This window comes from Gibbsiella greigii, from assembly GCF_039540155.1.
In the GTDB taxonomy this organism is placed as follows: domain Bacteria; phylum Pseudomonadota; class Gammaproteobacteria; order Enterobacterales; family Enterobacteriaceae; genus Gibbsiella; species Gibbsiella quercinecans.
Genome location: NZ_BAABEM010000005.1, coordinates 203161 through 225675, shown reverse-complemented (window position 1 = coordinate 225675; position 22515 = coordinate 203161). Strand labels below are relative to the sequence as shown.

At 52.6% G+C, this 22515-nt stretch carries 15 protein-coding genes; 4 read left to right on the top strand and 11 right to left on the bottom strand.

The genetic code is table 11. The annotated features are described in order from the left end of the window. Positions 1–11 precede the first annotated feature (11 nt). The 5 genes from tssC to iolD all read right to left on the bottom strand — a co-directional run bounded on the left by tssC (position 12) and on the right by iolD (position 7568). Positions 12–1559, bottom strand: coding sequence for a type VI secretion system contractile sheath large subunit (tssC, locus tag AC559G_RS02920; protein WP_498911158.1), 1548 nt, complete (start codon positions 1557–1559; stop codon positions 12–14). 25 nt (positions 1560–1584) lie between these two features. Next, positions 1585–2085 carry a type VI secretion system contractile sheath small subunit gene (tssB, locus tag AC559G_RS02915; RefSeq protein WP_095847893.1) on the bottom strand — a complete coding sequence of 167 codons (501 nt, stop codon included), beginning with the start codon at positions 2083–2085 and terminating at the stop codon, positions 1585–1587. 675 nt (positions 2086–2760) lie between these two features. Beyond that, the gene (locus tag AC559G_RS02910; RefSeq protein ID WP_498911278.1) at positions 2761–3990 is read right to left on the bottom strand and encodes an MFS transporter; all 1230 of its coding nucleotides are present in this window, start codon (positions 3988–3990) and stop codon (positions 2761–2763) included. Positions 3991–4278: 288 nt separating this feature from the next. Then, positions 4279–5304, bottom strand: coding sequence for a Gfo/Idh/MocA family oxidoreductase (gene iolG, locus AC559G_RS02905; RefSeq protein ID WP_498911155.1), 1026 nt, complete (start codon positions 5302–5304; stop codon positions 4279–4281). A gap of 323 nt (positions 5305–5627) precedes the next feature. Further along, positions 5628–7568: a 3D-(3,5/4)-trihydroxycyclohexane-1,2-dione acylhydrolase (decyclizing) gene (gene iolD / locus AC559G_RS02900; RefSeq protein WP_498911153.1), complete on the bottom strand. Its 1941-nt coding sequence runs from the start codon at positions 7566–7568 to the stop codon at positions 5628–5630. Between the two features lie 427 nt (positions 7569–7995). Here iolD and AC559G_RS02895 point away from each other — a divergent pair, with 427 nt between their 5' ends. Further along, positions 7996–9921, top strand: a complete 1926-nt coding sequence (locus AC559G_RS02895; protein WP_498911151.1) for a 5-dehydro-2-deoxygluconokinase — start codon at positions 7996–7998, stop codon at positions 9919–9921. A 187-nt stretch (positions 9922–10108) separates the two neighbouring features. Here the strand turns inward: AC559G_RS02895 and AC559G_RS02890 are convergent, their stop codons facing one another. The 5 genes from AC559G_RS02890 to AC559G_RS02870 form a co-directional block, all read right to left on the bottom strand. Continuing rightward, positions 10109–10945 carry a sugar phosphate isomerase/epimerase family protein gene (locus AC559G_RS02890; protein ID WP_498911149.1) on the bottom strand — a complete coding sequence of 279 codons (837 nt, stop codon included), beginning with the start codon at positions 10943–10945 and terminating at the stop codon, positions 10109–10111. Positions 10946–10957: 12 nt separating this feature from the next. Then, the gene (locus AC559G_RS02885; RefSeq protein ID WP_498911147.1) at positions 10958–12292 is read right to left on the bottom strand and encodes a glycoside hydrolase family 30 protein; all 1335 of its coding nucleotides are present in this window, start codon (positions 12290–12292) and stop codon (positions 10958–10960) included. Between the two features lie 66 nt (positions 12293–12358). Next, positions 12359–13381, bottom strand: coding sequence for an inositol 2-dehydrogenase IolG1 (gene iolG1, locus AC559G_RS02880; protein WP_095847887.1), 1023 nt, complete (start codon positions 13379–13381; stop codon positions 12359–12361). A gap of 21 nt (positions 13382–13402) precedes the next feature. Next, positions 13403–14305 carry an IolE/MocC family protein gene (iolE, locus tag AC559G_RS02875; RefSeq protein WP_498911145.1) on the bottom strand — a complete coding sequence of 301 codons (903 nt, stop codon included), beginning with the start codon at positions 14303–14305 and terminating at the stop codon, positions 13403–13405. 427 nt (positions 14306–14732) lie between these two features. Then, positions 14733–15548 carry a helix-turn-helix domain-containing protein gene (locus AC559G_RS02870; RefSeq protein WP_438597612.1) on the bottom strand — a complete coding sequence of 272 codons (816 nt, stop codon included), beginning with the start codon at positions 15546–15548 and terminating at the stop codon, positions 14733–14735. 627 nt (positions 15549–16175) lie between these two features. Between AC559G_RS02870 and AC559G_RS02865 the strand changes: the two genes are divergently transcribed. After that, a complete protein-coding gene (locus AC559G_RS02865; RefSeq protein WP_498911143.1) occupies positions 16176–17681 on the top strand; it encodes a CoA-acylating methylmalonate-semialdehyde dehydrogenase in 1506 nt (501 codons plus the stop codon). 24 nt (positions 17682–17705) lie between these two features. Next, positions 17706–18533: a 5-deoxy-glucuronate isomerase gene (gene iolB, locus AC559G_RS02860; protein WP_498911141.1), complete on the top strand. Its 828-nt coding sequence runs from the start codon at positions 17706–17708 to the stop codon at positions 18531–18533. A gap of 327 nt (positions 18534–18860) precedes the next feature. Here the strand turns inward: iolB and AC559G_RS02855 are convergent, their stop codons facing one another. After that, positions 18861–20267: a sugar porter family MFS transporter gene (locus AC559G_RS02855; protein ID WP_498911139.1), complete on the bottom strand. Its 1407-nt coding sequence runs from the start codon at positions 20265–20267 to the stop codon at positions 18861–18863. 765 nt (positions 20268–21032) lie between these two features. Here AC559G_RS02855 and AC559G_RS02850 point away from each other — a divergent pair. Beyond that, positions 21033–22472: a sugar porter family MFS transporter gene (locus AC559G_RS02850; RefSeq protein ID WP_416260574.1), complete on the top strand. Its 1440-nt coding sequence runs from the start codon at positions 21033–21035 to the stop codon at positions 22470–22472. Positions 22473–22515 lie beyond the last annotated feature (43 nt).

Below are 22515 nucleotides of genomic sequence, written 5' to 3'. Positions count from 1 at the left end.
CCTTACTTTACTTAGGCTTTGGCCTTCGGCATCTGGGAAACCAGCGACAGATTGACGTCCATCCCTTCAACCTGGAAATGCGGCACGGCATACAGTTTCACGCGGAAGAAACCTGGATTGTCTGCAATATCTTCGACGATCACTTTGGCATCGCGCAGCGGGTGAGAAGCCTGCAGCTCGTCGCCTGGATCGGTCATTTCGGTCACCAGGCCACGTACCCAGGTGTTAAGTTCCAGCTCCAACAGCCGGCGGTCTTTGGTGGTGCCGATGTTTTCACGCTGAATAATCTTCAGGTAATGAGCGATACGCGACAGCAAGAAGATATACGGCAAACGGGCGTTGATGCGGCTGTTGGCCGTCGCGTCAGGAGTGTCGTACAGCGCCGGTTTTTGGGTGGAGTTCGCTGAGAAGAAGCAGGCGTAGTCGCGGTTTTTGTAGTAAGACAGCGGAATGAAGCCAAGATTGGAGAACTCAAACTCACGGGTTTCCGGGATCATCACTTCAGAGGGGATTTTCACCTGATTGCCGGTGCCCAGGTCATACAGATGAATCGGCAAATCCTGAACCGCGCCGCCGGCCTGCGGGCCGCGGATCTGCACGCACCAGCCGTTGTTGATAAAGCTGCGCACCATATTGGAAGCAAAGGCAAACGAGGCGTTAGTCCACAGGTATTTCTCGTGTTCCGGGCCTTTCACTTCTTCCACATAGTTGAAGCTGCGCACCGGCACGGTGTCTGGGCCATACGGCAGGCGCCCCAACACGCGCGGCATCACCAGGCCAATATAACGGCTGTCGTCCGTCTCGCGGAAGGATTTCCATTTGAGGTACTCGGCGCGGTCAAAGTAATTGCCAATATCTTTAATGGCAGCCACCTGTTCCATATCCTCCTTCAGGAAGAATTTAGCGCCGGCGGCGCCGATAAACGGCATATGGGCGGCGGCGGAAACTTTGGCGATGTTACGCAGCAGCGCCACGTCTTGGGCGGATGCGTCAAATTCATATGCCGAAATTACCGCCGCAATCGGCTCGCCCCCTGGCGTATCGTACTCGGCAATATACGTCTGGCGGTACAACCCACTCTGAATGATTTCCGGCGAGTCTTCGAAATCCTGGCGTAACTCTTCTTTGGCGAGATCGAGGACTTCCAGCTTCACGTTCTGGCGAAAATCCGTGTTGTCCACCAGGTGTTTAAGCCCGCGCCACAGACTTTCAACCGTCTGAAATTCCGCATGGTGCATCACGGCATCAAGCTGGCGGCTAATCTGGTAATCCAGTTCAGCAATCTGGTGATCGATTAAGGTTTTATCGAGCTTATCAACCTTCTGGCCGGACTGTTTCAGGCGATCCAAAAACACCTGCACACCGGCGGTAATACGTTCATTCGCCCCGGCTTCTGCCATGGCGGTTTCATCCTGCCAGATACTGATATCGCTTAAATGCGTGGCCGGTTTGAGATTGATTTTTTCAAACAGGGAGGCGTATACGCCGCCCGCTTCAGAACGTTCCCGAACGAGGGTTTCGCCGGAAGACGCTGTCGTATTTTGTACAGACATGAGCATTCTCTCGTGTTGATCCGTGGAATTATCAGGCGTCTTTCGGAGCCAGTTCAGACAGTTCAGCGCGCAACTCCTCGCTCAGCGCCGGGTCACGTAATATGGCCTCAAAAGATTTTCTGAAGGTGGCGTTGTCCAGGAGGTTGGATTTCAGATCGCGCAGCAGATTGCGCATGGCAAGCATGGCTTTCAGTTGGGGGATTTGGCGGGCGACCTGTTCCGGCTCGAAATCTTTCATATCACGAAAAGCGAGATGAATATTTTCCTCGGCGCCATCACCGGCCAGGGTATTTTCAACGCAAAGATTTAAGGATGGGCTAAATTCTGCAAGCACGCTGTTAAAGTTGTTTTTATTGACATTCACTTTCTCACGTTCAGATAATGGCCGCGACTCTTTGCCATTACTGAAGTCGCCCGTCACTAACAATTTCAGCGGCAGTTCCACTTTCTTCTGCGCTCCGCCGGTATGCAGGTCTAACTTCAGATTAACGCGAGCTTTTGGCACTTCATTCTGGAAGCTGTTTTCGCTCATAGATCCCTCTTCATATCGCCATGTGATGGTTTTTTGAACCAAATTTCAACATGGGTGATATTAGAACAAATACTAATAAAAGATCAATAATATGGATCATTGATCTGAAAAATTTAAAAAAATAAGAACTTTCTATTATTTTACGCTATTAAATCATAATGCAACCACCATAAAAACTACGCACAAATGACTATCATTTGCATACAAAGTAGCAATATCCACCATCAGTAAATTAAATGTCAGGCGAATGGCAATAAATTGATCCAATATTGATTAAAATCAATATTGATGCGTTTTTGTAAAATATGCACATCATGATTCATTTTCTAGATAAATATAAAACCCATAAATCATCACTGGGATTTTTAATTAAGCTATTTTCTTACCAAAAAAACGAAAAACTAAATTGACTGATAACGGCTAATTAAAAAGAAATGGGTTGCCGGAAAAATGCCAGTCACCCAGTCGGAGTTCTCCGGCGCCAGCACGCTGCCGATGGCCAGTGCAGCTCGTCTACAGAAAATCTGTTTCTCTCTTAGCTGCAATAATAGCGCTCGTCAACACTGCTATTTTCACTAAAAAGGGCAGTGTGAAAAAACATGGCAGAGAGATCAACACCGAATCCATGCTCTGTCTCCATTCACGCTCGCGCCGGAACAACCCGGGCAACACCGATTAGCGCTTCTCACCGGGGACGATCAAGAACTGAACCATGATGGCGCTCAAAAAATACAGCGCGGACATGGTGTACATCACCGCTGCGGTGCCAAACCCGGCCAGCAGCGCCACAATGGCAGGCCCGACAAAGTTGCCCAGCCCCGATCCCAGGTTCACCGCCGAGTTGGCCGCCCCTTTTTTATCGGGAGCCATCATCGGCACCAGCGGCGTCATGGGCACAAAACCCGCCAGCCCGGCGCCCCACAGACTCATCGCCAGCATGAATGCCAGGTAATTATGGCCCCAAATCATCGGTGTCCAATAAACGATGAGCGTCGCTACGCCGGTAAGAATACTGCCGAAAATTTGAATCGTGCGGCGAAACCCAATCCTGTCGCCCAACCAACCAAAAACAATATTGAAAAACTGGTTGGAAATAAAGGTAATGCCCCAGATGCTGGCCCACTCTTCCATGGTGAAATTTTTCTCCAGCAGGAACAGCGGCAAAACAACAACAAAGCCAAAGGTACCAAGCCCATTGATGGTTTTCACAATCACCGCCAGGCCGACGCGCGGGCGCTCAAACATAATCGCGATACCGGCCTGCAGCTCACGGAACACTGGCATCTTGCGCGGCTGCAGCACGAACGGGTTACGCTCCAGAAACAGCATACAGACCATACCCAATACCGCCCCCGCCATGCCCAGCCATAGCACGTTGATATGACCAATTTGCGGGATCAGTCTGGCGGCCAACACCGGGCCAAGAATGGTAAACCCCAGGTTAAACACCACCCAGAACCAGGAAGTGCCGATCCCTTGCGAGCGCTTGTCCAATTGGATGGTCAGGCGCACCAGGAAGGCATAGCAAACCAAGGGGTAGCCTGCGCCACGCAACATATAGGCAAACAACATGGCCAAAAAATTATGGCTGGGCAACGCAAACTGGATGAACACCACCGAAGAGAGCGCATAAACGATAAACCCCACGATCATCACTTTCTTGGGGCCAAAAACATCGACGCACACCCCCGATAACCAGGAAGTCAGCGCCACCACAATGCCATAACCGGCAAAAATATTGGCAACGCTGGTCTGTTCAAACCCCTGGCCGCTCAGCCAGGCAGAGAGCCAGCTATTTTCGATACAGCCGCCCAGCATGAATAAAAATGTGCCGATGTAACTCCAGATGAATTTCGTCGGCGTAATAGGTGCAAAATCCATTGAGCCTGCCTGCAATTCTTTCATCATTATCACCCTAAATGCTGACCGTGCGAATACGGAGCACACCCGGCTGGTAATCGCGCGTCAATGTACTGAGATTTATAGATATACTCGCCAGATTTCATGTTGCAGGTGCGTTGGCATGCCTTACACGCTCCAATCCTTTCGCAAATTAAGTTCCTGAAATACGCCACACTGCCGCATGACTCATACCTGGCCGCCTTTTTTCAGAGCCAAAACAGACGTTGTTCTAAACGCTGGCGGCGGTTTTCCTGCAACTCTCGACTATTTTCCTCCACGATTCTCAACCCGTTATGGCAAGAGAACGTCGCTATTCACTTTAACCGGGCAGCCGCTTTGTAATGAGCGTTGCGCCGCGATAGCCACGCGTTGTGCAATAAATGCGTCTTCCCCAGTACAGGCAATAGGCTCGTTATCCATTAGCGAGCGAATAAAACAGGTAATCTCGGCTAAATAAGCGGCCCGATAACGGGAATGAAAGGTTGGAAATGGATTTCTGGTTTGGCAGTTTTCGCTATTAAAGTATTTAATCGATGAGTTATTGATATTATCGGCGTATGCCATGCCGCTGGAACCAAAAACTTCCACCCGTTGATCATAACCGTAAACCGCACGCCGGCTATTGTCGATCAACGCATAGCCGCCATTTTCAAAGGTGAGAATAATCGCCAGGGTATCTACGTCACCAATATTCTGTAAGGTGGGATCTATTAACGTTGCCCCTTTCACAAAAACTTCGCTGATATTATCCCCCATCATAAAGCGAGCCATATCAAAATCATGCATGGTGAAGTCAAAGATCAGGCCGCCGATTTTCTTGATCAGATCATGCGGCAGCAGATCGGGATCCCGAGAGGAAATTTTAACGATTTGCGGCTGACCAATCTTGCCTGCACGCACCATGTCATACAGCTGGCGAAACTGCGGATCAAACCGCCGGTTAAAGGCCAACTGTAATTTCACTCCGGCCTGTTTAACCGTACGCAATACGGCTAGCGCCCCCTCTTCCTCCGTGCTCATGCTTAGCGGCTTTTCGCAAAAGATATGCTTGCCCATCTCGGCTGCCGCCGTGATAATCTGCTCATGCGTATCGGTGGAAGTAAAAATAAACACGGCCTCAATATCAGATCTTGCCAAAAGTTCCCGGTAGTCTTTATAACGCACGCCAATATTCAGCGTATCAAGCCAGCCACCGATACTGTCGACAAAAAAATCAGATACGGCAATAATATCCAACTCGGGTATTTTTAGCATATTCTCTATATGCATTTTACCCACTCGCCCCAATCCGATAACACCACAACGAAGCTTTTTCATGACAACCCCTTAAATTACCAATTTTAAAGTTAAACTTTTACCCTGATGTAAAAAATAAAAAATGCAGGCAAGAATAACTCAGCGAACATCATTTAATTAGAGACACATTAATAGCCAATGAATAATCCACACACCCACGTTAATCTACGCAGGTATGAATACCCCTTTGCTTTTTTATAATGGCCAGATAGAAATACATTCCAATAGTTTTCAGAAGCAGTACGCTACCGTGCTTGCTGACAGCACGGGCGTTAATTCTCTGCTAATACTCCGGCGCGGGAAACGCCATGAACTTTACGCTTAACCCGGTTTCCGGCCTGCGGTTAATATTGCCGCGCCTGGTTGATATATTCATCCAGCATGCGCGCCACCGCCAGAATGCGCTCGCTGCGCGATACCCGGGCGCCGCCCACCCGCCACCAGCTCAGATATTTATGCACCATGGTTTTGGGCAACACTTTTATGTCGATCAACGTTGATACCGCCTGGTGCCGGGCATCTTCCAACGCGTGGTGTAATTGTTCCCACGTCGTCACACGGTAGCTCTTGCAGCCATAGCCTTCGGCTATTTTGGCGAAATCGACCGGAATCAATCCCCCTTCCTGGCGGCCGTTCTCTTCACTGTGGAAGCGGAACTCGGTGAAAAAGCTATCCATGCCGTGTTCCATCTGCAAATTGTTGATACAGCCATTGGTCATGTTATCCAACAGAACGACCGTGATCTTTTTCCCCATCTGCACCGAGGTCACCAGCTCGGAATGTAGCATCATGAAAGAACCATCCCCCACCAACGCATACACATCGCATTCCGGCTGTGCGATTTTGGCGCCCAGCGCCGCATTAACTTCGTAGCCCATGCAGGAATAGCCATACTCAACGTGGTAGTCATTGCCGCCACGGCTTTGCCAGACACGCTGCAGATCGCCCGGCAGGCTACCGGAAGCGGCGACGACCAGAGCATTCTCCGGCAGCGAATGGTTCAATATGCCAAGTACCCGGGATTGGGTAAGGAAAGAACGGGTCAGCGCATGAAACTCCGCATACACCTGTTGCCGATCCAAATGATCATCAATTTCAGGAATGAACTCCGCACCGGTATATTCAACGGCGTATACCCGTTGGACTTCAGCCAGGTATTGCCTGCGGGCATCGGCGATCTGTCCACCCCAGGCCGCATGATATTGCCGTTCAGCCAGCCCTTCGTTCAGCATATCCAGCGCAACGCGGGCATCTCCTTGCAGCTGAACGCCGTCAAGCTTGAGTGCGTCAAAGCGGCTGACATTAATATTCAGAAAGCTCACATTCGGGTGTTGGAACATCCATTTCGAACCGGTGGTGAAATCGGTATAACGGGTCCCCACGCCAATGATCAGATCCGCTTCGCGCACCAGCAGATTGGCCGCCAGCGCGCCGGTTTCGCCAATCCCGCCTACGTTCAGCGGATGTTCAGAAGCCAAAGCCCCTTTCCCCGCCTGGGTTTCCGCGATCGGTAACTGGAAGCGCTCGGCAAACTGCAACAGCGCCTGCTCCGCCTGGGAGTACTTCACGCCGCCACCGCAGATAATCAGCGGCCGTTGGCGCGTGGCCACCAGCGTCAACGCATCCGCCAGCATTGGGACCGTGGGCGCATGCCGTTCCAGGCGGAAAACCCGCTTGGCAAAGAAGCTTTCCGGGTAATCATAGGCTTCCCCCTGAACGTCCTGCGGCAGGCACAGAGTTACCGCACCGGTATCTGCCGGATCGGTCAGCACGCGCATGGCGTTGATACAGGCGCTCATCAACTGCTCGGGCCGGCTGATGCGATCCCAGTAACGGCTCACCACCCGAAATGCGTCGTTAGTGCTCAGGCTTAGATCGTGTTCCTGTTCTATCTGCTGCAAAACCGGATCCGGCTGGCGTGTGGCGTAAACATCGCCGGGCAGCAGCAGCAGCGGTATACGGTTGGCGGTCGCGGTGGCGGCCGCGGTGATCATATTGGCCGCGCCAGGCCCCACCGATGACGTACAGGCGAAGATCTGCCGGCGCAACTGCTGTTTGGCAAACCCCGTGGCAACATGCGCCATACCCTGTTCGTTTCTTCCCTGGTGCACACTGAGTTGCCCACAGTCTTCTTCAAGCGCTTGCCCCAGGCCCATCACATTGCCGTGGCCAAAAATCGCGAAAATACCTTTAACGAATTTGATTTCATGCCCATCAACTTCAATGTACTGATTATCAAGAAAGCGCACTAACGCCTGCGCCATGGTCAACCGAGTTGTTTTCATGAGTTCCACCCGCTTTTTCGCCGTTCAACGGTGCGCCTGCCAGCGCAGCACTCCGGCCCCAGAATAAAGGTTTCATAGCCGAGTGCGATTATATATCTGAACTTTTCGTTTTTTGAATTATATAGAATTAAAATTTCATTTATGGGAAGAGGATCAAAAAAATGATGAAAAAATCATCATGCGGGTGTTTCGTGGATGTCCAAAGGGGTTTCAATGTAATTGAAAACAAATAAATTAAATAAAATACAACAAATTAAATAAAAAACAACGTAGCCATACGCCCCGATCGGCTGCGCAATGCCATTGACGATTTTTGTGATCTCCATCAAAACAAACATACGCAAGTACGTTTCACTTATATTGAAAATGAAATAAAAAATCCTTAACATGAGTAAAAACACGCCATCTTCTGCTGAGGATTTGATCAATGAACAACGTACAAAAAAAGCTGGACGTTATTTGCCTGGGGCGGATCGCTGTTGATCTGTACGGCCAGCAAATTGGCTCACGGCTCGAGGATATGGGGACGTTTGCCAAATACCTGGGGGGCTCATCCGGGAACGTCGCCTACGGCACGGCGATCCAAGGGCTGCGCTCCGGTATGCTGGCCCGGGTCGGGGATGAACACATGGGGCGTTTCATTCGCGAAGAGCTGGCCCGCGCCAGCGTCGACACTCAATATCTGATCGTTGATAAACAGCGGCTTACCGCACTGGTGCTGCTGGGGATTAAGGATCAGGAAACCTTCCCGCTGATCTTCTACCGCGACAACTGCGCCGATATGGCGCTAACGCCGCAGGATATCGATGAAGATTACATCGCTTCGGCGCGCGCGCTGGCTATTACCGGCACCCACCTTTCGCATCAGAACACCCGCGCCGCCGTGTTAACGGCGCTGGAATACGCGCAGAAACACGGCCTGCGTCGGGCGCTGGATATCGACTACCGGCCGGTGCTGTGGGGGTTGACCTCCCTGGGCGATGGGGAAACACGTTACATCGCTTCCGAACAGGTCACCCGCCAGCTACAAGAGGTATTGCACCATTTTGATCTGATTGTCGGCACCGAAGAGGAGTTCCACATCGCTGGCGGCAGTACCGATACTCTGGCGGCCTTACGCCGGGTGCGGGAACATACCGGCGCCACGTTAGTCTGCAAACGCGGCGCGCTGGGGTGTTCCGTATTTGAAGATGCCATCCCGGCGAACTGGCAACAGGTGAAACTGCACAGCGGGGTGCGCGTGGAAGTGCTTAATGTGCTCGGCGCCGGCGATGCTTTTATGTCCGGCCTGCTGCGTGGTTACATTAACGATGAAGGTTGGGAGCAAGCCTGCCGCTACGCCAACGCCTGCGGGGCGCTGGTGGTATCGCGCCATGGCTGTGCGCCGGCGATGCCGACGAAAAAAGAGCTGGACGATTACCTGCTGCGCGAGCACACAATTCGCCAACCCGACAAAGACCCGCGTCTTAATCACCTGCACCGCGTCACCACGCGTAAGCAAGCGTGGCCGGAGCTGTGCGTGTTTGCTTTCGATCACCGCAAGCAGTTGGTGGATATGGCGCATGAAGTCGGCGCCAGCGAGCAGGCGATCCCGCGCCTGAAAACCCTGTTGCTGGCAGCCGCACAGCAGGCCGCCGGCCAGGCAGGATTAAAGCATAACAGCGGCATTCTGGCTGACACCACCTTCGGCCAGGCGGCGCTTAATGCGATAACCGGCCAGGGATGGTGGATCGGCCGCCCGATCGAGCTGCCCGGCTCACGCCCACTGCGCCTGGAGCATGGTGACATCGGCTCGCAACTGATCGACTGGCCGCTGGAGCACGTGGTGAAATGCCTGCTGTTTTATCACCCACAGGATAACGCCGATCTGCGCCAACAGCAGGAAGCCTTGATCGATGAGGTCTACCACGCCTGCTGCAAATCCGGCCATGAACTGCTGCTGGAAATTATTCTGCCGGCAAACGCCGCCGACCAGGATGAGCGCTACTATGCCCAAATTGTCGAGCACTTTTACCAACTGGGCATTCAGCCAGACTGGTGGAAACTGCCGGCACAAAGCGCGCAAAGCTGGCATGCCATTGCCCGGCTTATCGACCAGTACGATCCCGACTGCCGCGGTATCCTGATTCTGGGCCTTGATGCGCCGGAAAGCACACTGAAGGCCGGTTTTGCCGCCGCGGCGGATGTCCCCTGGGTGAAAGGGTTTGCCGTAGGGCGCACCATCTTCGCTGAACCATCGCGCCGCTGGCTGGCGCAGCAAATCACCGACGAACAACTCATTTCCGCAGTGAAACAAAAATACCTAACGCTGATTGGCTACTGGCGGGAATTCCGCCCTGGCGCTCAACGCTAGTTCCCCGGCCGCCGTCAGCCATTTTTGTGCTGATAGCGGCTTTCCTGCCTCTTCCTCTCCCGGCCCCGTTAAACGAAAGTCAGCAACGAAAGCGTTATATTGATCTTGCGCAGAACATAACCGTATGGATGCGTTGGCAAAGGATACAAGCGCCGCGGCGGTTTGCGGCGGCGCATAGGGAGGGCGACTAACGCGGGGTGTTAAGGAAGGGCCGGGTTTTACGTGCGCCGATATCAAAAACATCGCGCGCCGCCATCTGCCAATAACCGGGATTAAACAGTTCCAGCGAACAGATGCCGTTATAGTTCATCGCCTGCAGTTCGCGGCTAAGCGCCGCCAACGGAATAACGCCGTTGCCAGGAAACAGGCGGTGGCAGTGGTCCAGGCTTTCCAGCGGCAAATCATCCGCATCATCAATATGGTAGACGAAGATTTTCTCAACCGGCACCTGGCGCAACAGCGATGGCTGTCGCCATTGATCGTGCAGATACAGATTAAATGCATCAACCACCAGGCCAACGTTTGGGCGATCGACAATGTCGATAATTTCCAGCGCCAACGGCAGGCTGCCGACACAGCAACCGACACTGCCAATCGGCTCGAAGGCTAAACGCACGCCGTACTCATCGGCATAATCGGCAAGTTCGTTCAGGCGCCGGACGGAATCGCGCACCACATCCTTAAGCGGCCAACGTTGCCCCGGACAAATCGTCGGCACCACCACCAAACAATCGCCGCCGACGCTGCTTGCGGCGGTGCATGCGAAAGCCAACGTATCGAGCTTTTCCTGCCACATGGCCGTATCACAAAAATTGATGTTTTCCAGCGAATTGTAGCCGTAGGGCTGCAGATGGCTGGTCGCGAAAAACGCCGCCAGTTCTGCCAGCGAATGCTGCACCAGATAAGCGCTCAGCATATCCAGGCGGATCTCAATATAGTCATAGCCATACGCTTCAGCCAGGTGAATATCCTGCTCCAGCGTCGAGCACCCCAGACAGGTTGCCTGATTAAACCCCAGTTTCATGGTCGCCTCCTTTTAACTCGCCCAGACCAGTGTGGATACGCTGCCGGGGGCAAGCTGCAGCGCCGTTTCCCATTCGCCCTCCACCACCCGGCAAGAGCGTATTTTTTCATCGCGGTTATAGATCACCAGCACGCGTTCACCGCCTGGATTCGTGAAAGCCACCTCTTCCAGCGCCGCATCGTAAGCCGACGACAGCACTACGCGTGCGCCGGGGCGCACATAGCGGCTGAAATGGCCGATGGCGTAATAAGAATGGTTGCGCCGCAATTGGCCTGTCTGCGCATCATATTGCAGCGGCGCTTCACACAGATTGCCGTGATGGTTGGGCCCGCCGGTGCCGTTCAGCAACAGGTTCCAGTCGATAAAGCCGGTGCAACCCGCCTTGAAATTGCCAATCATGTCGTGCAGATAGGTGGCGGCATGGCGGGCCTGGCTGCCGGCACCCGTTTCCATCGGCACGCACCCCTCGGAAAACAGCAGTTTTTTATCGGGGAAGCGCCGGGCAAGATGTTGGATCTGGGAAAAGTGATCGCCGGTGTACCAGTGGAAAGCCAGTCCATCCAGCCCCGCCAGGGCGGCTGGATCGGCAAAGGCCTGTTCCGCCCACTCCACCAAACCATCCTTATCGTGATCCCAGATATAGATCGCGACATCATCCAAACCGTGGCGCGCCAGTGCCGGGCGCAAATGCTGTAGTGCAAACTCGGTTTCCTGCGCCACGCTGTACAGGCAAGACTCCCACGGCTTAACGGCCACCGGCTCGTTCTGCACCGATAACAAACGGATCACGATGCCCATGCGGCGATATTCCAGCAGGTACTGTGCTATCAGCTCCGCCCACGGCCCATATTCTTCCCGCCGCAGTTGGCCGCCACCATTCATACTGCCGTTGGTTTTCATAAAGGCCGGCGGGCTCCAGGGCGATGCCATCAACACCAGTGCAGGGTTAACGGCCAGCGCATCGCGAATCAACGGCATCAGGTTGGCCCGATCACGTTCGAACGCCAGCCGCCCCTGCGTAATGTCCGCTGCACATTCAGCATAGGCATAGTTGCCTAGTGAAAAATCACAGCTTTGAATCGGTATGCGCGCCAGGCTATAGCCGTGGCCCTGCGGGCCGAAATACCATTGTAATAACTGCGTCTTTTGCGCCAGCGGCAAGGCGTTGTACACCACGCCGGCGCCTTCGGTGAAGCTGCCGCCAAACCCATCAATGCGCTGCTGCAGATACTGTGGAAAGACATTGATCGTCTGCTGGCCGCCGCTATCCCGGCGGCGAAACGCCACGGGCCGCTCAACCAGGAAGCGTTGGTTTAGCCAGTCAGAGGTAATAATTCTGCCGTTCATAGGAGGGAGTCTCGGGTTAACAACAAAGAAAACAGGATGGGCACCACGCCCATCCTTACCTGAGGTTTATTGGTAAAAGGCGGGTTTTTCCGGCAGTTCGATCAGCTCGGTATTACCGGTCTGCTGTGATTTCACGCAGGCGTCGGCGGTCACGGCGGCCAGGTAGCCGTCCCAAGAGGTCGGGCCGGCCGGTGGCTGATTGGCGTTAAGACGATCGAAGAAATCCTGGAATTCGATATCGTAAGCTTCAATAAAGCGCTGCTTCCAGTCCACCAGAATATCGGTACTGTATTTGGCCCCTTTACGCACCGCCACGCTGGCAACGGTAGGCAGTTCCGCCATCCCCTTCTCGCCGGTCACATCGCAGTGAATGTCGTAGCCATACTGGGAATTGACGAACACTTCCACCACGATATTGACGCCTTTGGTGGTCTCCATCACCACCACCTGCGGATCGCGCAGTTTGCCATTATCGCTGGTCACCAGGCTTGACTGCCGTGGGAAGTAAACTTTGACGTTCTTGTAGTCATCGTCCAGCAACCAGTGCAGCACGTCGATTTCATGGATCAGCGTTTCATAGATCGCCTGCGGCGTTTTATATTCCGGCACCGTGCTAGCGTTGTAATGGCGGCCATGCACCATCAGCGGCAGCCCGATTTCATTGCTGTCGATGATCTGCTTGAGTTGAACATAGCCGGTGTCGTAACGGCGCATAAAACCAATCTGCACCATACGCTTGCCGGCCTTGCGCTCTGCTTCGATCACGCGCAGGCAATCTTGTGCAGTCACCGCCAGGGGTTTTTCACAAAACACATATTTATTGGCGTTGAGCGCCGCAACCGCAATATCGGCATGGCTTTCGTTAGAAGCGGTGATGACCACCACTTCCACATCGTTATCCCGGATAAGATCCTGATAGTTTTTATAGTCTTTTGCCTTTAGGCCAATGCTATCCAACGCCGCCTGGGCCCTGCCTTCAACAATATCGCAGACGGCAACCACATCCACCCCGGAAACCGTATTGGCCAGTCTTCTCAAATGATCGGAACCGATTTTACCAATACCGACAATACCTGCTTTTAATGACATGGTGATATACCTCATGTTAAATTAAAGATATTTACGCAGTAATTCATTAATATGCTTACGACCTTTTATTGCATATTCGAGCGGGTTATAAACCTTTGGATCCTGCTCTGCTTCAACAACGACCCATCCGTGGTATTGATGTGCAACCAAATAATCTAATACTTCTTCAAAATTAATATCCCCATCGCCAGGGACGGTAAATAATCCATTTAAAAAAGAACCAAGAAATGATTTATGGCTGGCGCGGCAAGCCTGCAGTTGCTCATTGCGGACATCTTTAAAATGTACGTGTGCAATGCGCTCGAAATACTTTTTCAACAGCGGCATGACTTCGCCGTCGGAAACATAAATATGGCCGGTGTCATACAGCAGATGTACATATTTTGCATCAGTCCCTGCCATCAGGCGATCCACTTCCGCCAGCGTTTGCACACCGGTTCCCATGTGGTGGTGGTAGGCCAGTTTGAGATGGTGCTTTTGCGCCACTTTGCCCAGTTCGTTCAATCCCTGGCACAGCAAAGCCCATTCGTCATCATTAAAATACGGCTTTTCCGTATAAACGCATTTGTCCGTGCCCTGAATGCTGTAAGACTGCTCCGACACCACGGCCACATCCGCATTGACCGCTTCCAAAAACGCGCAATGTTTTTCAAATGCTTTTTTTGCCGTGATGATCCCGTCACGAATAATATAAGAGGAAAACCATTGTGCAGGAATTTTCATTTCCCGCAATGCCAGTTCCTTATTTAATTCATTCGGATCTTGTGGATAGCATCCGCCAACCTCCGTGCCGGAAAAGCCGGCGATGCGTGCATCGCTTAAAATTTGCTTATAGGTATTTTCCTTACCTATTTCCGGAATATCATCATTGCGCCAGCCAATAGGCGCGATGGCCCACGCTATCTCTTTACTCACGTTATACATGGTGTTCCACTCCTGTTTAATAAGGATTAAATGACGCGCTGGAATTATTTCACGAGAGAATGTATTCATTCGCCCGTATCTACGATGATTCAATTTTATTTTTTTTACGTAGAAAAACTTTATCTATCTTGCTGTGTTTAATCGGGGAAATATCGATTCATATCACAAAAAGACCCGCGCAAGTTTACGATATTGCGTTGCCGGCACGGCCGCGTTCGCGAGGGCGTAAAAAAGGGCGAAACGCTCGCCCTTAATGAATAGCTATACTCTGAACAATTCGAGTGGCAGGCCAAAAATGCTAAAGCGTTTTTGAACAGTGCTCGCACTGGCCCCGAAGCGGTGAGGCCCAGGGTGGGCCGAGTTACCAAGCCAACGCACCTGCAACGTGAAGTATGACGAGTATGTACACGGCCCAACGGCCGCCGACTCACGCCCGCAGATTGGCTTTGCGGTAATCTTTGCGGTACTGCCCCGGCGTTTTGCCTACCTTGTTCTTAAAATAGTTCTGAAAGTGGCTCAGGTTGCTAAAACCTACGCGGTAAGCGATCGACGTGATTTTTTCACGGCCCCCCTCGGCGGTAGTCAACAGTGACTGCGCCTCGCCCAAGCGCCGCTTGATCAGGTAGTCCATCGGGGAATAGCCGTAGCGTTTTTTGAACTCATGCGAGACATAAAACGGGCTGACATTAAACCGCAGGGCCAGGGTTTCTAGCCGGATTGGCTCGTGAAAATTGAGATCGATATAGTTTTTGATACAGGCCGGCAGGCTTTCACCGCGGCGAGCGGCACGCCCATCGGGCTGCGGCAGGATATTGCTGTCAATATATGCCAGGAGCACTTTCATCAGCGATTGCGCCATCGCGGGGCCGTTCACTGCGCCGTGGTTAAGGATCATAAACGTGGCGTTCATCAGCATAAAGATAGTGTCGTAATGGTGGTACAGCGGGTAGACCGGCACCACATCGTCAGGGATCAATGCATTCAGCCGCAGCCCAGGCCGGGACAGGTTATTAATGCCGCAGCAGATCGTGCCGATCGGCCGATCCTTTTCCAAATATTCATCATGCACCACCTGGCTGTTATAAATCACCAGATCGCCCTGGCGCACCGGGTAGGTGCGGTTACCGATAAAGTATTCACCTTCGCCGTCAGTGATCAGAATGATCTCGACGGTTTCTGGGTGCATATGCATGAAACGGGAAAAAGGCCCGGCGTTTTCACTGACCCGGCTGGCATAGGCCAGAAAAGGTTGGGATTTGATTTCACGGCCACTCTGACAGAAACATTGACGCATCATCATTTTCCTCTGGTTTACCGGCATTCGGCATCGGCGCTGCCTGGGCGCCCCTTGCCGTAGCAAAGCGATAACCGCCCGTTACGCGGCGGTAGCCCGATCAGGCATAACGCGGTGTAGAAATAGAACTATCGTTTCATCATGCCCAAACCCGCGGCCACACTGGGTTCAGGCTATTTACCCTCCACCTACCCCGCCATTTCGGTTGAATTTTTCTACCATTAATTTTCAAATGAAACTGATATGCAGATCATAAAAATCAGACCACGGGGAACATTTACCTTCCCCCTGCGTGGGGGAAATCGCAAACATAAAAAATAAATTAAACAAAATCAATAAATTAAAAAAAACAAAACAATATAACGCCTGCTATATCAGCCGACTAAACCACGAAACTCGGTTTGGATCACATTAAAATAAAATTCCATAAAAAAATATTTGAAACATTTAATCCATAATTTTACAGTAAAAGCCATCGGACTGGGCCTGGCAAATACTGTCTGGCATACCTGGCCCGCAGCCGGTAAGCGAAGGACAAGTCACTTCATCAGTTTATGGTTCAAAAGGTAAATACAGATGGAAACAGTCGGTAATTTTATCAATGGCAAGATCTGCCTGAGCAGCAGCAATGAAACGCTGCCCGTGACCAACCCGGCCACGGGAAAAACGATCAGGCTGGTGACGCAAAGCAGCGAACAAGAAATGCAACAGGCCATCGGCTATGCGCACCAGGCTTTTCCAGCCTGGAGTAAAACCACCCCGCTGCGCCGGGCGCGCATTCTGTTTCAATTCAAGGCGCTGCTGGAACAGCATCGCGATGCTCTGGCGGAGCTTATCGTCAGCGAACATGGCAAGGTGTACTCTGACGCACAGGGTGAAATCACGCGCGGCCTGGAAGTGGTGGAATTTGCCTGCGGCATCCCACATCTGATCAAAGGTGAGTATTCCGCCAATGTGGGTTCAGGCGTAGACAGCTTCTCATTAATGCAACCGCTCGGCGTGGTTGCAGGCATTACGCCATTTAACTTCCCGGCGATGGTGCCGATGTGGATGTTCCCCATCGCGCTGGCCTGCGGCAATACCTTTGTGCTCAAGCCGCCTGCGCCGGTGCCTTCTGCGGCGATACGCCTTGCAGAATTGCTGCAGGAAGCGGGGCTGCCCGATGGCGTATTCAACGTGGTGCATTGCGGCAATGAAGCAGCCAGCCTGATGACGCGCGATCCACGCATCCAGGCGGTCAGCTTCGTTGGCTCCTCCGGCGTGGCGGAACACATCTATAAGACGGCCAGCGCCCACGGGAAACGCGTTCAGGCTTTTGGCGCGGCCAAAAATCACGCTATCGTCATGCCGGATGCCGATCTGGACGCCACGGTCAATGCCATCATGGGCGGCGCCTTTGGCTCAGCGGGTGAGCGCTGTATGGCGCTGCCGATTGTCGTGGCCGTCGGCGACGATACCGCCGATAAGCTGATCGCCAGGCTGAAACCGCTCATCACCGCACTGCGTATCGGCCCCGGCGATTTGCGTGGTGAGCAGGAAAACGAAATGGGCCCCGTGGTATCCCGTGCGCATCAGCAAAAAGTCGTGGGATATATCGACAAAGGGGTAAGTGAAGGCGCGACGCTGGTGATTGATGGTCGGGATTATCAGGTGGATGGTCACCCACAAGGGTTATTTGTCGGCGGCACGCTGTTCGATCACGTCACGCCCGCCATGACCATTTATCAAGAGGAAATTTTTGGCCCGGTGTTAGGGATTGTGCGGGTAGCCGATTATGAAACCGCCATCAGCACCGTCAACGGCCATGAATTTGGCAACGGCAGCGCCATTTTCACCAGCAACGGCCACTGTGCGCGGGAATTCGTGCAGGCCGTCGAAGCTGGTATGGTTGGTGTGAATATCCCGGTGCCGGTACCCATGGCCTTCCATTCCTTTGGCGGCTGGAAGCGCTCCGTCTTCGGCGCGTTAAACGTACATGGCCCGGATGGCGTGCGTTTTTATACCCGAATGAAGACGGCGACCGTCCGCTGGCCCAGCGGCCAACAGACCGTTTCCGAATTCAGTATGCCAACGCTGGGTTAACCAGCAGATACAGAGGAGGAACGTATGGCAACTTTGCTCAGTAAATGCCCTCCCGAAGGTAAAGGGCGTATCCAAAACATTACGCCGCAAAGTGCGGGCTGGGAATACGTCGGCTTTGAGGTTTACCGCCTGAATGCCGGGCAAGAGCTGAACCTGCCCGCAGACGACCGAGAACGCTGCTTAGTCCTGGTTTCCGGCCTGGCAAGCATCGCCACCGCGGCCGGCACCTTTGAACACATCGGCCAACGCATGAGCCCGTTTGAACGCATCCCGGCCTATTCGGTGTATTTACCCCACCATAGCCCGGCCCAGGTTACCGCCGACACGGAGCTGGAGCTGGCGGTATGCAGCGCCCCCGGTGACGGCGGCCTGCCCGTGCGTTTAATTACGCCCGATCAGGTCGGCGTGGAACTGCGGGGGAAAGGCCGTAACCGGCGGCTGGTGCACAATATCTTGCCGGATGATCGGCCGGCCGATAGCCTGCTGGTCGTCGAAGTCTATACCGATGAAGGGGACACCAGCTCCTACCCAAGCCACAAGCACGATACGCCGATTGAAGGGGTGGAAACCTACCTGGAGGAAACCTACTACCACCGTTTTGATCCGCCGCAGGGCTTCTGCCTGCAGCGCGTTTATACCGACGATCGCAGCCTGGATGTCTGTATGGCGGCCTACGATCGCGATGTGGTGCAGGTGCCCAAGGGCTACCACCCGGTGGCGACCATTGCCGGCTATGATAACTACTACCTGAATGTCATGGCCGGGCCAGTGCGCCAATGGAAGTTCAGCTGGGAGAAAGATCACGCCTGGGTGAACTCTGCGGCCTACCCGCGGGCGCCGCAGGGCAAATAAACAACCGCTTCACTATTGCTCCACCTGGCGGCCCATGGCTCATTCATCATGTTCCATGGGCTTTTTTGCGCCGCTAGCCTGGCGACCAGTGTGTGTTCAGCCAGCGGGAAAAGGGGTTGCCAATGTTGCCGCCCGTCAACGGGCGAGCATGTATGGAAAGATCTGTACCGGTGGAATTATCCAGCAGCGAAAACCAACAAATCAGACGGGTAACGGAACCGATAGCGAAACCTGCTTCGCCGTGGCCCAGACACCCGCCTGATTTGTTACTTAACACGTTGCAATCAACAGGTTTCCCCGCTGGTTCAGAACGCATGCTTAACGCGGCTAAATGTTGCTCTTATACTGCTTGGCCATAACAATCTGTTCCATTTTCTCTAGCGAGATACCTTTGGTTTCAGGGATATAGCGGCAAATAAACCAGTAACACAGGCCGCAACATGCGGCAAATACCCACATCGGGAAAGCGCCGTGGAAGGTCGCATACAGGTACGGATGCTCATTAATCATCGGGAAGCCCTGCGACACCACAAAATTGGCCACCCACATACAACCGACGGAAATACTCATGCCCTGCGAGCGCATACGGTTTGGGAAAATCTCCGATACCAGCACCCAGGTGCCGACACCCCACGACAGCGCATAGAACACCATGAAAAATAGCATCCCGAAGAGCGCCAGATAGCCGGTTGCCTTGGTGTATAAAGCAAATGAGGTGATCAACAGGCCAACGATGGCGCCCAGGGTACCAAAACGCATCAGCGACAGGCGCCCCATTTTATCCATGATCATCGCCCCGATGATCGAGCCGACAAGCTGTATAACACCGATCCAAATCGTCTGGAACAGGGCTTCCTGCGCATTGCCCGTCACTTCACGCAGCACCATCGGCGCGTAATACATCATCACGTTAACGCCGGTAACCTGTTGCAGCATGGCGATACAGCAACCGATCATCAGGATGTAGCGCACATTTTTATCCTTAAAGTTCAGCTTTTGTACGCTGTCTTGCTGATCGATGCTGACAGACTCTTTGATTTCCTGCAGCAGGTTCTCCGCGTGTTGCGCATTCGACATGCGGGTAAGGATCGCCAGAGCGTCTTTTTCACGCCCCACCATCACACACCAGCGTGGCGATTCGGGAATGAGAAAGACCAAGATGCAGAACAACACGCAGGGAACAACGCCGGAGGCGAACATATAGCGCCACCCCATATCAATCAGCCACTCCGTGGTGGCCAGACTGGCAATCTTATAGTTCACATAGAAGATCAGTATCTGGCCGAAGACGATGGCGAACTGTTGCATGCTCAATGCGCGCCCACGCATATCGCGCGGCGACACCTCCGACATATACATCGGCGACACGGTTGCCGCCAGCCCAACCGCCAGCCCGCCAATAATGCGGAAGATAACGAATTGCGTGAACGTGGCGGCTATTGAGGTACCAACGGCAGAGAGGGTGAATAGCAGGGCGGAAATAATCAGCGCTTTTTTGCGCCCATAGCGTTTGGTCAGGATACTGGCGGCAAACGCCCCCACCACACACCCCAGGATGACCGAAGAGACAGCCCAGCCGGTTTCGCTGGGTGTAAGACTGAAGTAAGACGTTAAAGAACCGATAGCGCCGGAAATAACCGCCGTATCGTAACCGAACAGGATGCCGCCGAGTGCTGCGATACCACAGATACTCAATATGTACCCTGTCTTATGTTGATGTTTTGTGGATGACATAAGAACTCCAAGTGTTGGTCTTTACTTACTGCGCCCAAAACGAGGGTTAAAACAGGAACATCATGAAAAACAACAGAAAACATCATTTAGCTTTAACCCCCCAAGGTGTTTCATCAGAACAGGCTAAACATAACTTTTATTTCAAATAAGATTAATAATAAAATATTTGTTTTGTTATCAGACTCACAAACTTTAGGGGGTCACAAAGCAATATCTTACTAACCAATTGAATTTATTAAAAATAAAAACAACAAGTTCATAGTTAAACGACCAAGTAGCAGGATTAGGTGGCAAAATTGAGAGAGATTTATTGAATTTTAATGAAAATTAAATTCTATTTAAGTAAAAGTGGGGAAAACGGTCTGGCAAGGAAATGCACCCGAAAAAGACAGCAACCACGCATATCCGCCGGCGATAACTTACACCGCAGCGCAATGGTCAAACATGACAAACAGCGTACCGGTTCGTTCCCTGCCCTCCATCAGTTGGCAAGGCATAAACCAGCACCAAACGCCGAGCTAAGGGAAAGCAGTAGTCAGTGGCCACAGGCTAACACCATCCAGGCTAGCACCCACCAATCGCTACCGTAGGCTGCACTTCACCACCGCCACCTTTCCAGAAACAAAATCACATTTTGGTGGTTTCGTGATCCAGATAAAAAAATATTTATTTCATAATTGATAAAAAAAGATCATAGATTCCATTAAAAAAGTAAATTTATATCACCGCTACCCATCTGGGTTGCCTATACGGAGATTAATGAAAATGTCGAACGACATCAGATATAACTCTATGTACGTCTACATACTGTGCTGTGTAGCCGCACTGGGGGGCCTTATGTTCGGTTATTCAACCGGGGTGATTACCGGGGTGGTGGTACCGATACAGAAATTTTATAGCCTCAATCCAACCGAAACCGGTTGGGCCGTATCCAGCGTGATTGTCGGCTGTATTTTTGGCGCGCTGGCCGGCGGTAAGATCGCCGATCGCTGGGGGCGCAAAACAGCGCTGTTGATCATGGCGGCGATTTTTATCGTCTCTGCGCTTGGCTCCGGGCTGGCGGAAAGTTTCACCGCCTTCTCCGTCTCACGTATTCTTTGCGGTTTCGCTGTCGGCATGGCGGGCACCGCATCGCCCATGTATATGTCAGAGCTCTCCCCAGCAGCTATCCGCGGCAAAGCGTTGGGCATTTACAACATCTCAATCGTGCTTGGTCAGGTAATTGTTTTTATTGTAAATTTCATGATTGGCAAAGCGATGACGGAAACGCTTCTGATAGAGCATGGCTGGCGCACGATGCTGCTCACCCAACTGGTGCCTTCTATCGCGATGCTGGTGATCACGCTGTTTCTGCCGGAATCCCCTGCCTGGTGCGCCAGGAATAACAAAGGCGAGAAAAGATCGCTTCAGGTGTTGGCGCGGGTTTATCCCGGCTACAGCGCCAGCGAAGTTCGCGGTGTATTCGACACCATGCGCAGCCAAAAAACAGAGCCAGGCGAAGCGAAAAACCTCAGCCTGCGGGCATCGCCGGTATTGAAATACATTTTAATCGTCGGCTGCTGCATCGCCGTGCTTCAGCAATTTACCGGCGTTAACGTTATGAACTATTATGCGCCGCTGGTTCTGCAAAGCAGCGGCAGTGGCCCCAACACGGTGATGTTTCAAACGATCTTTATCGCCGTATGTAACGGGGTAGGCAGCGTTATCGGTATGATCCTGTTCGATCGCCACGGCCGCTTGCCAATTATGAAAATAGGCACCATCGGATCAATCATTGGTCTACTGATCGCCTCCTATGGCTTGTATAACCATGACACCGGCTATATCACCATCTTCGGCATGCTGTTCTTTATGCTGCTGTTCGCCGCCAGTTGGAGCGTGGGGTGCTGGGTGCTCATCTCTGAAATATTCCCGGAAAGAATCAAAGGCATTGGTATGGGGCTGGCGGTTAGCCTGATGTGGATCGCCAATTTTCTTATTTCGCAGTTTTTCCCGGTTATCAACGAGAACGCCTTTTTACAGGCCCAGTTCGGCGGGGCCTTCTCGATGTGGATATTCGTGGTCTTTAACCTGGTCTGCTACATCTTCATCGCCCGTTACGTGCCTGAAACCAAAGGCGTATCGTTGGAAGATATTGAACATATCGCCACGCTTAAACTGCAACAGCTGCGCGGCAAGCACGCTACCACCGCTGAATTAAAATAGCGCTGCGTGCCGGGCAACGCGATGATTCTAATGGATCACCGCG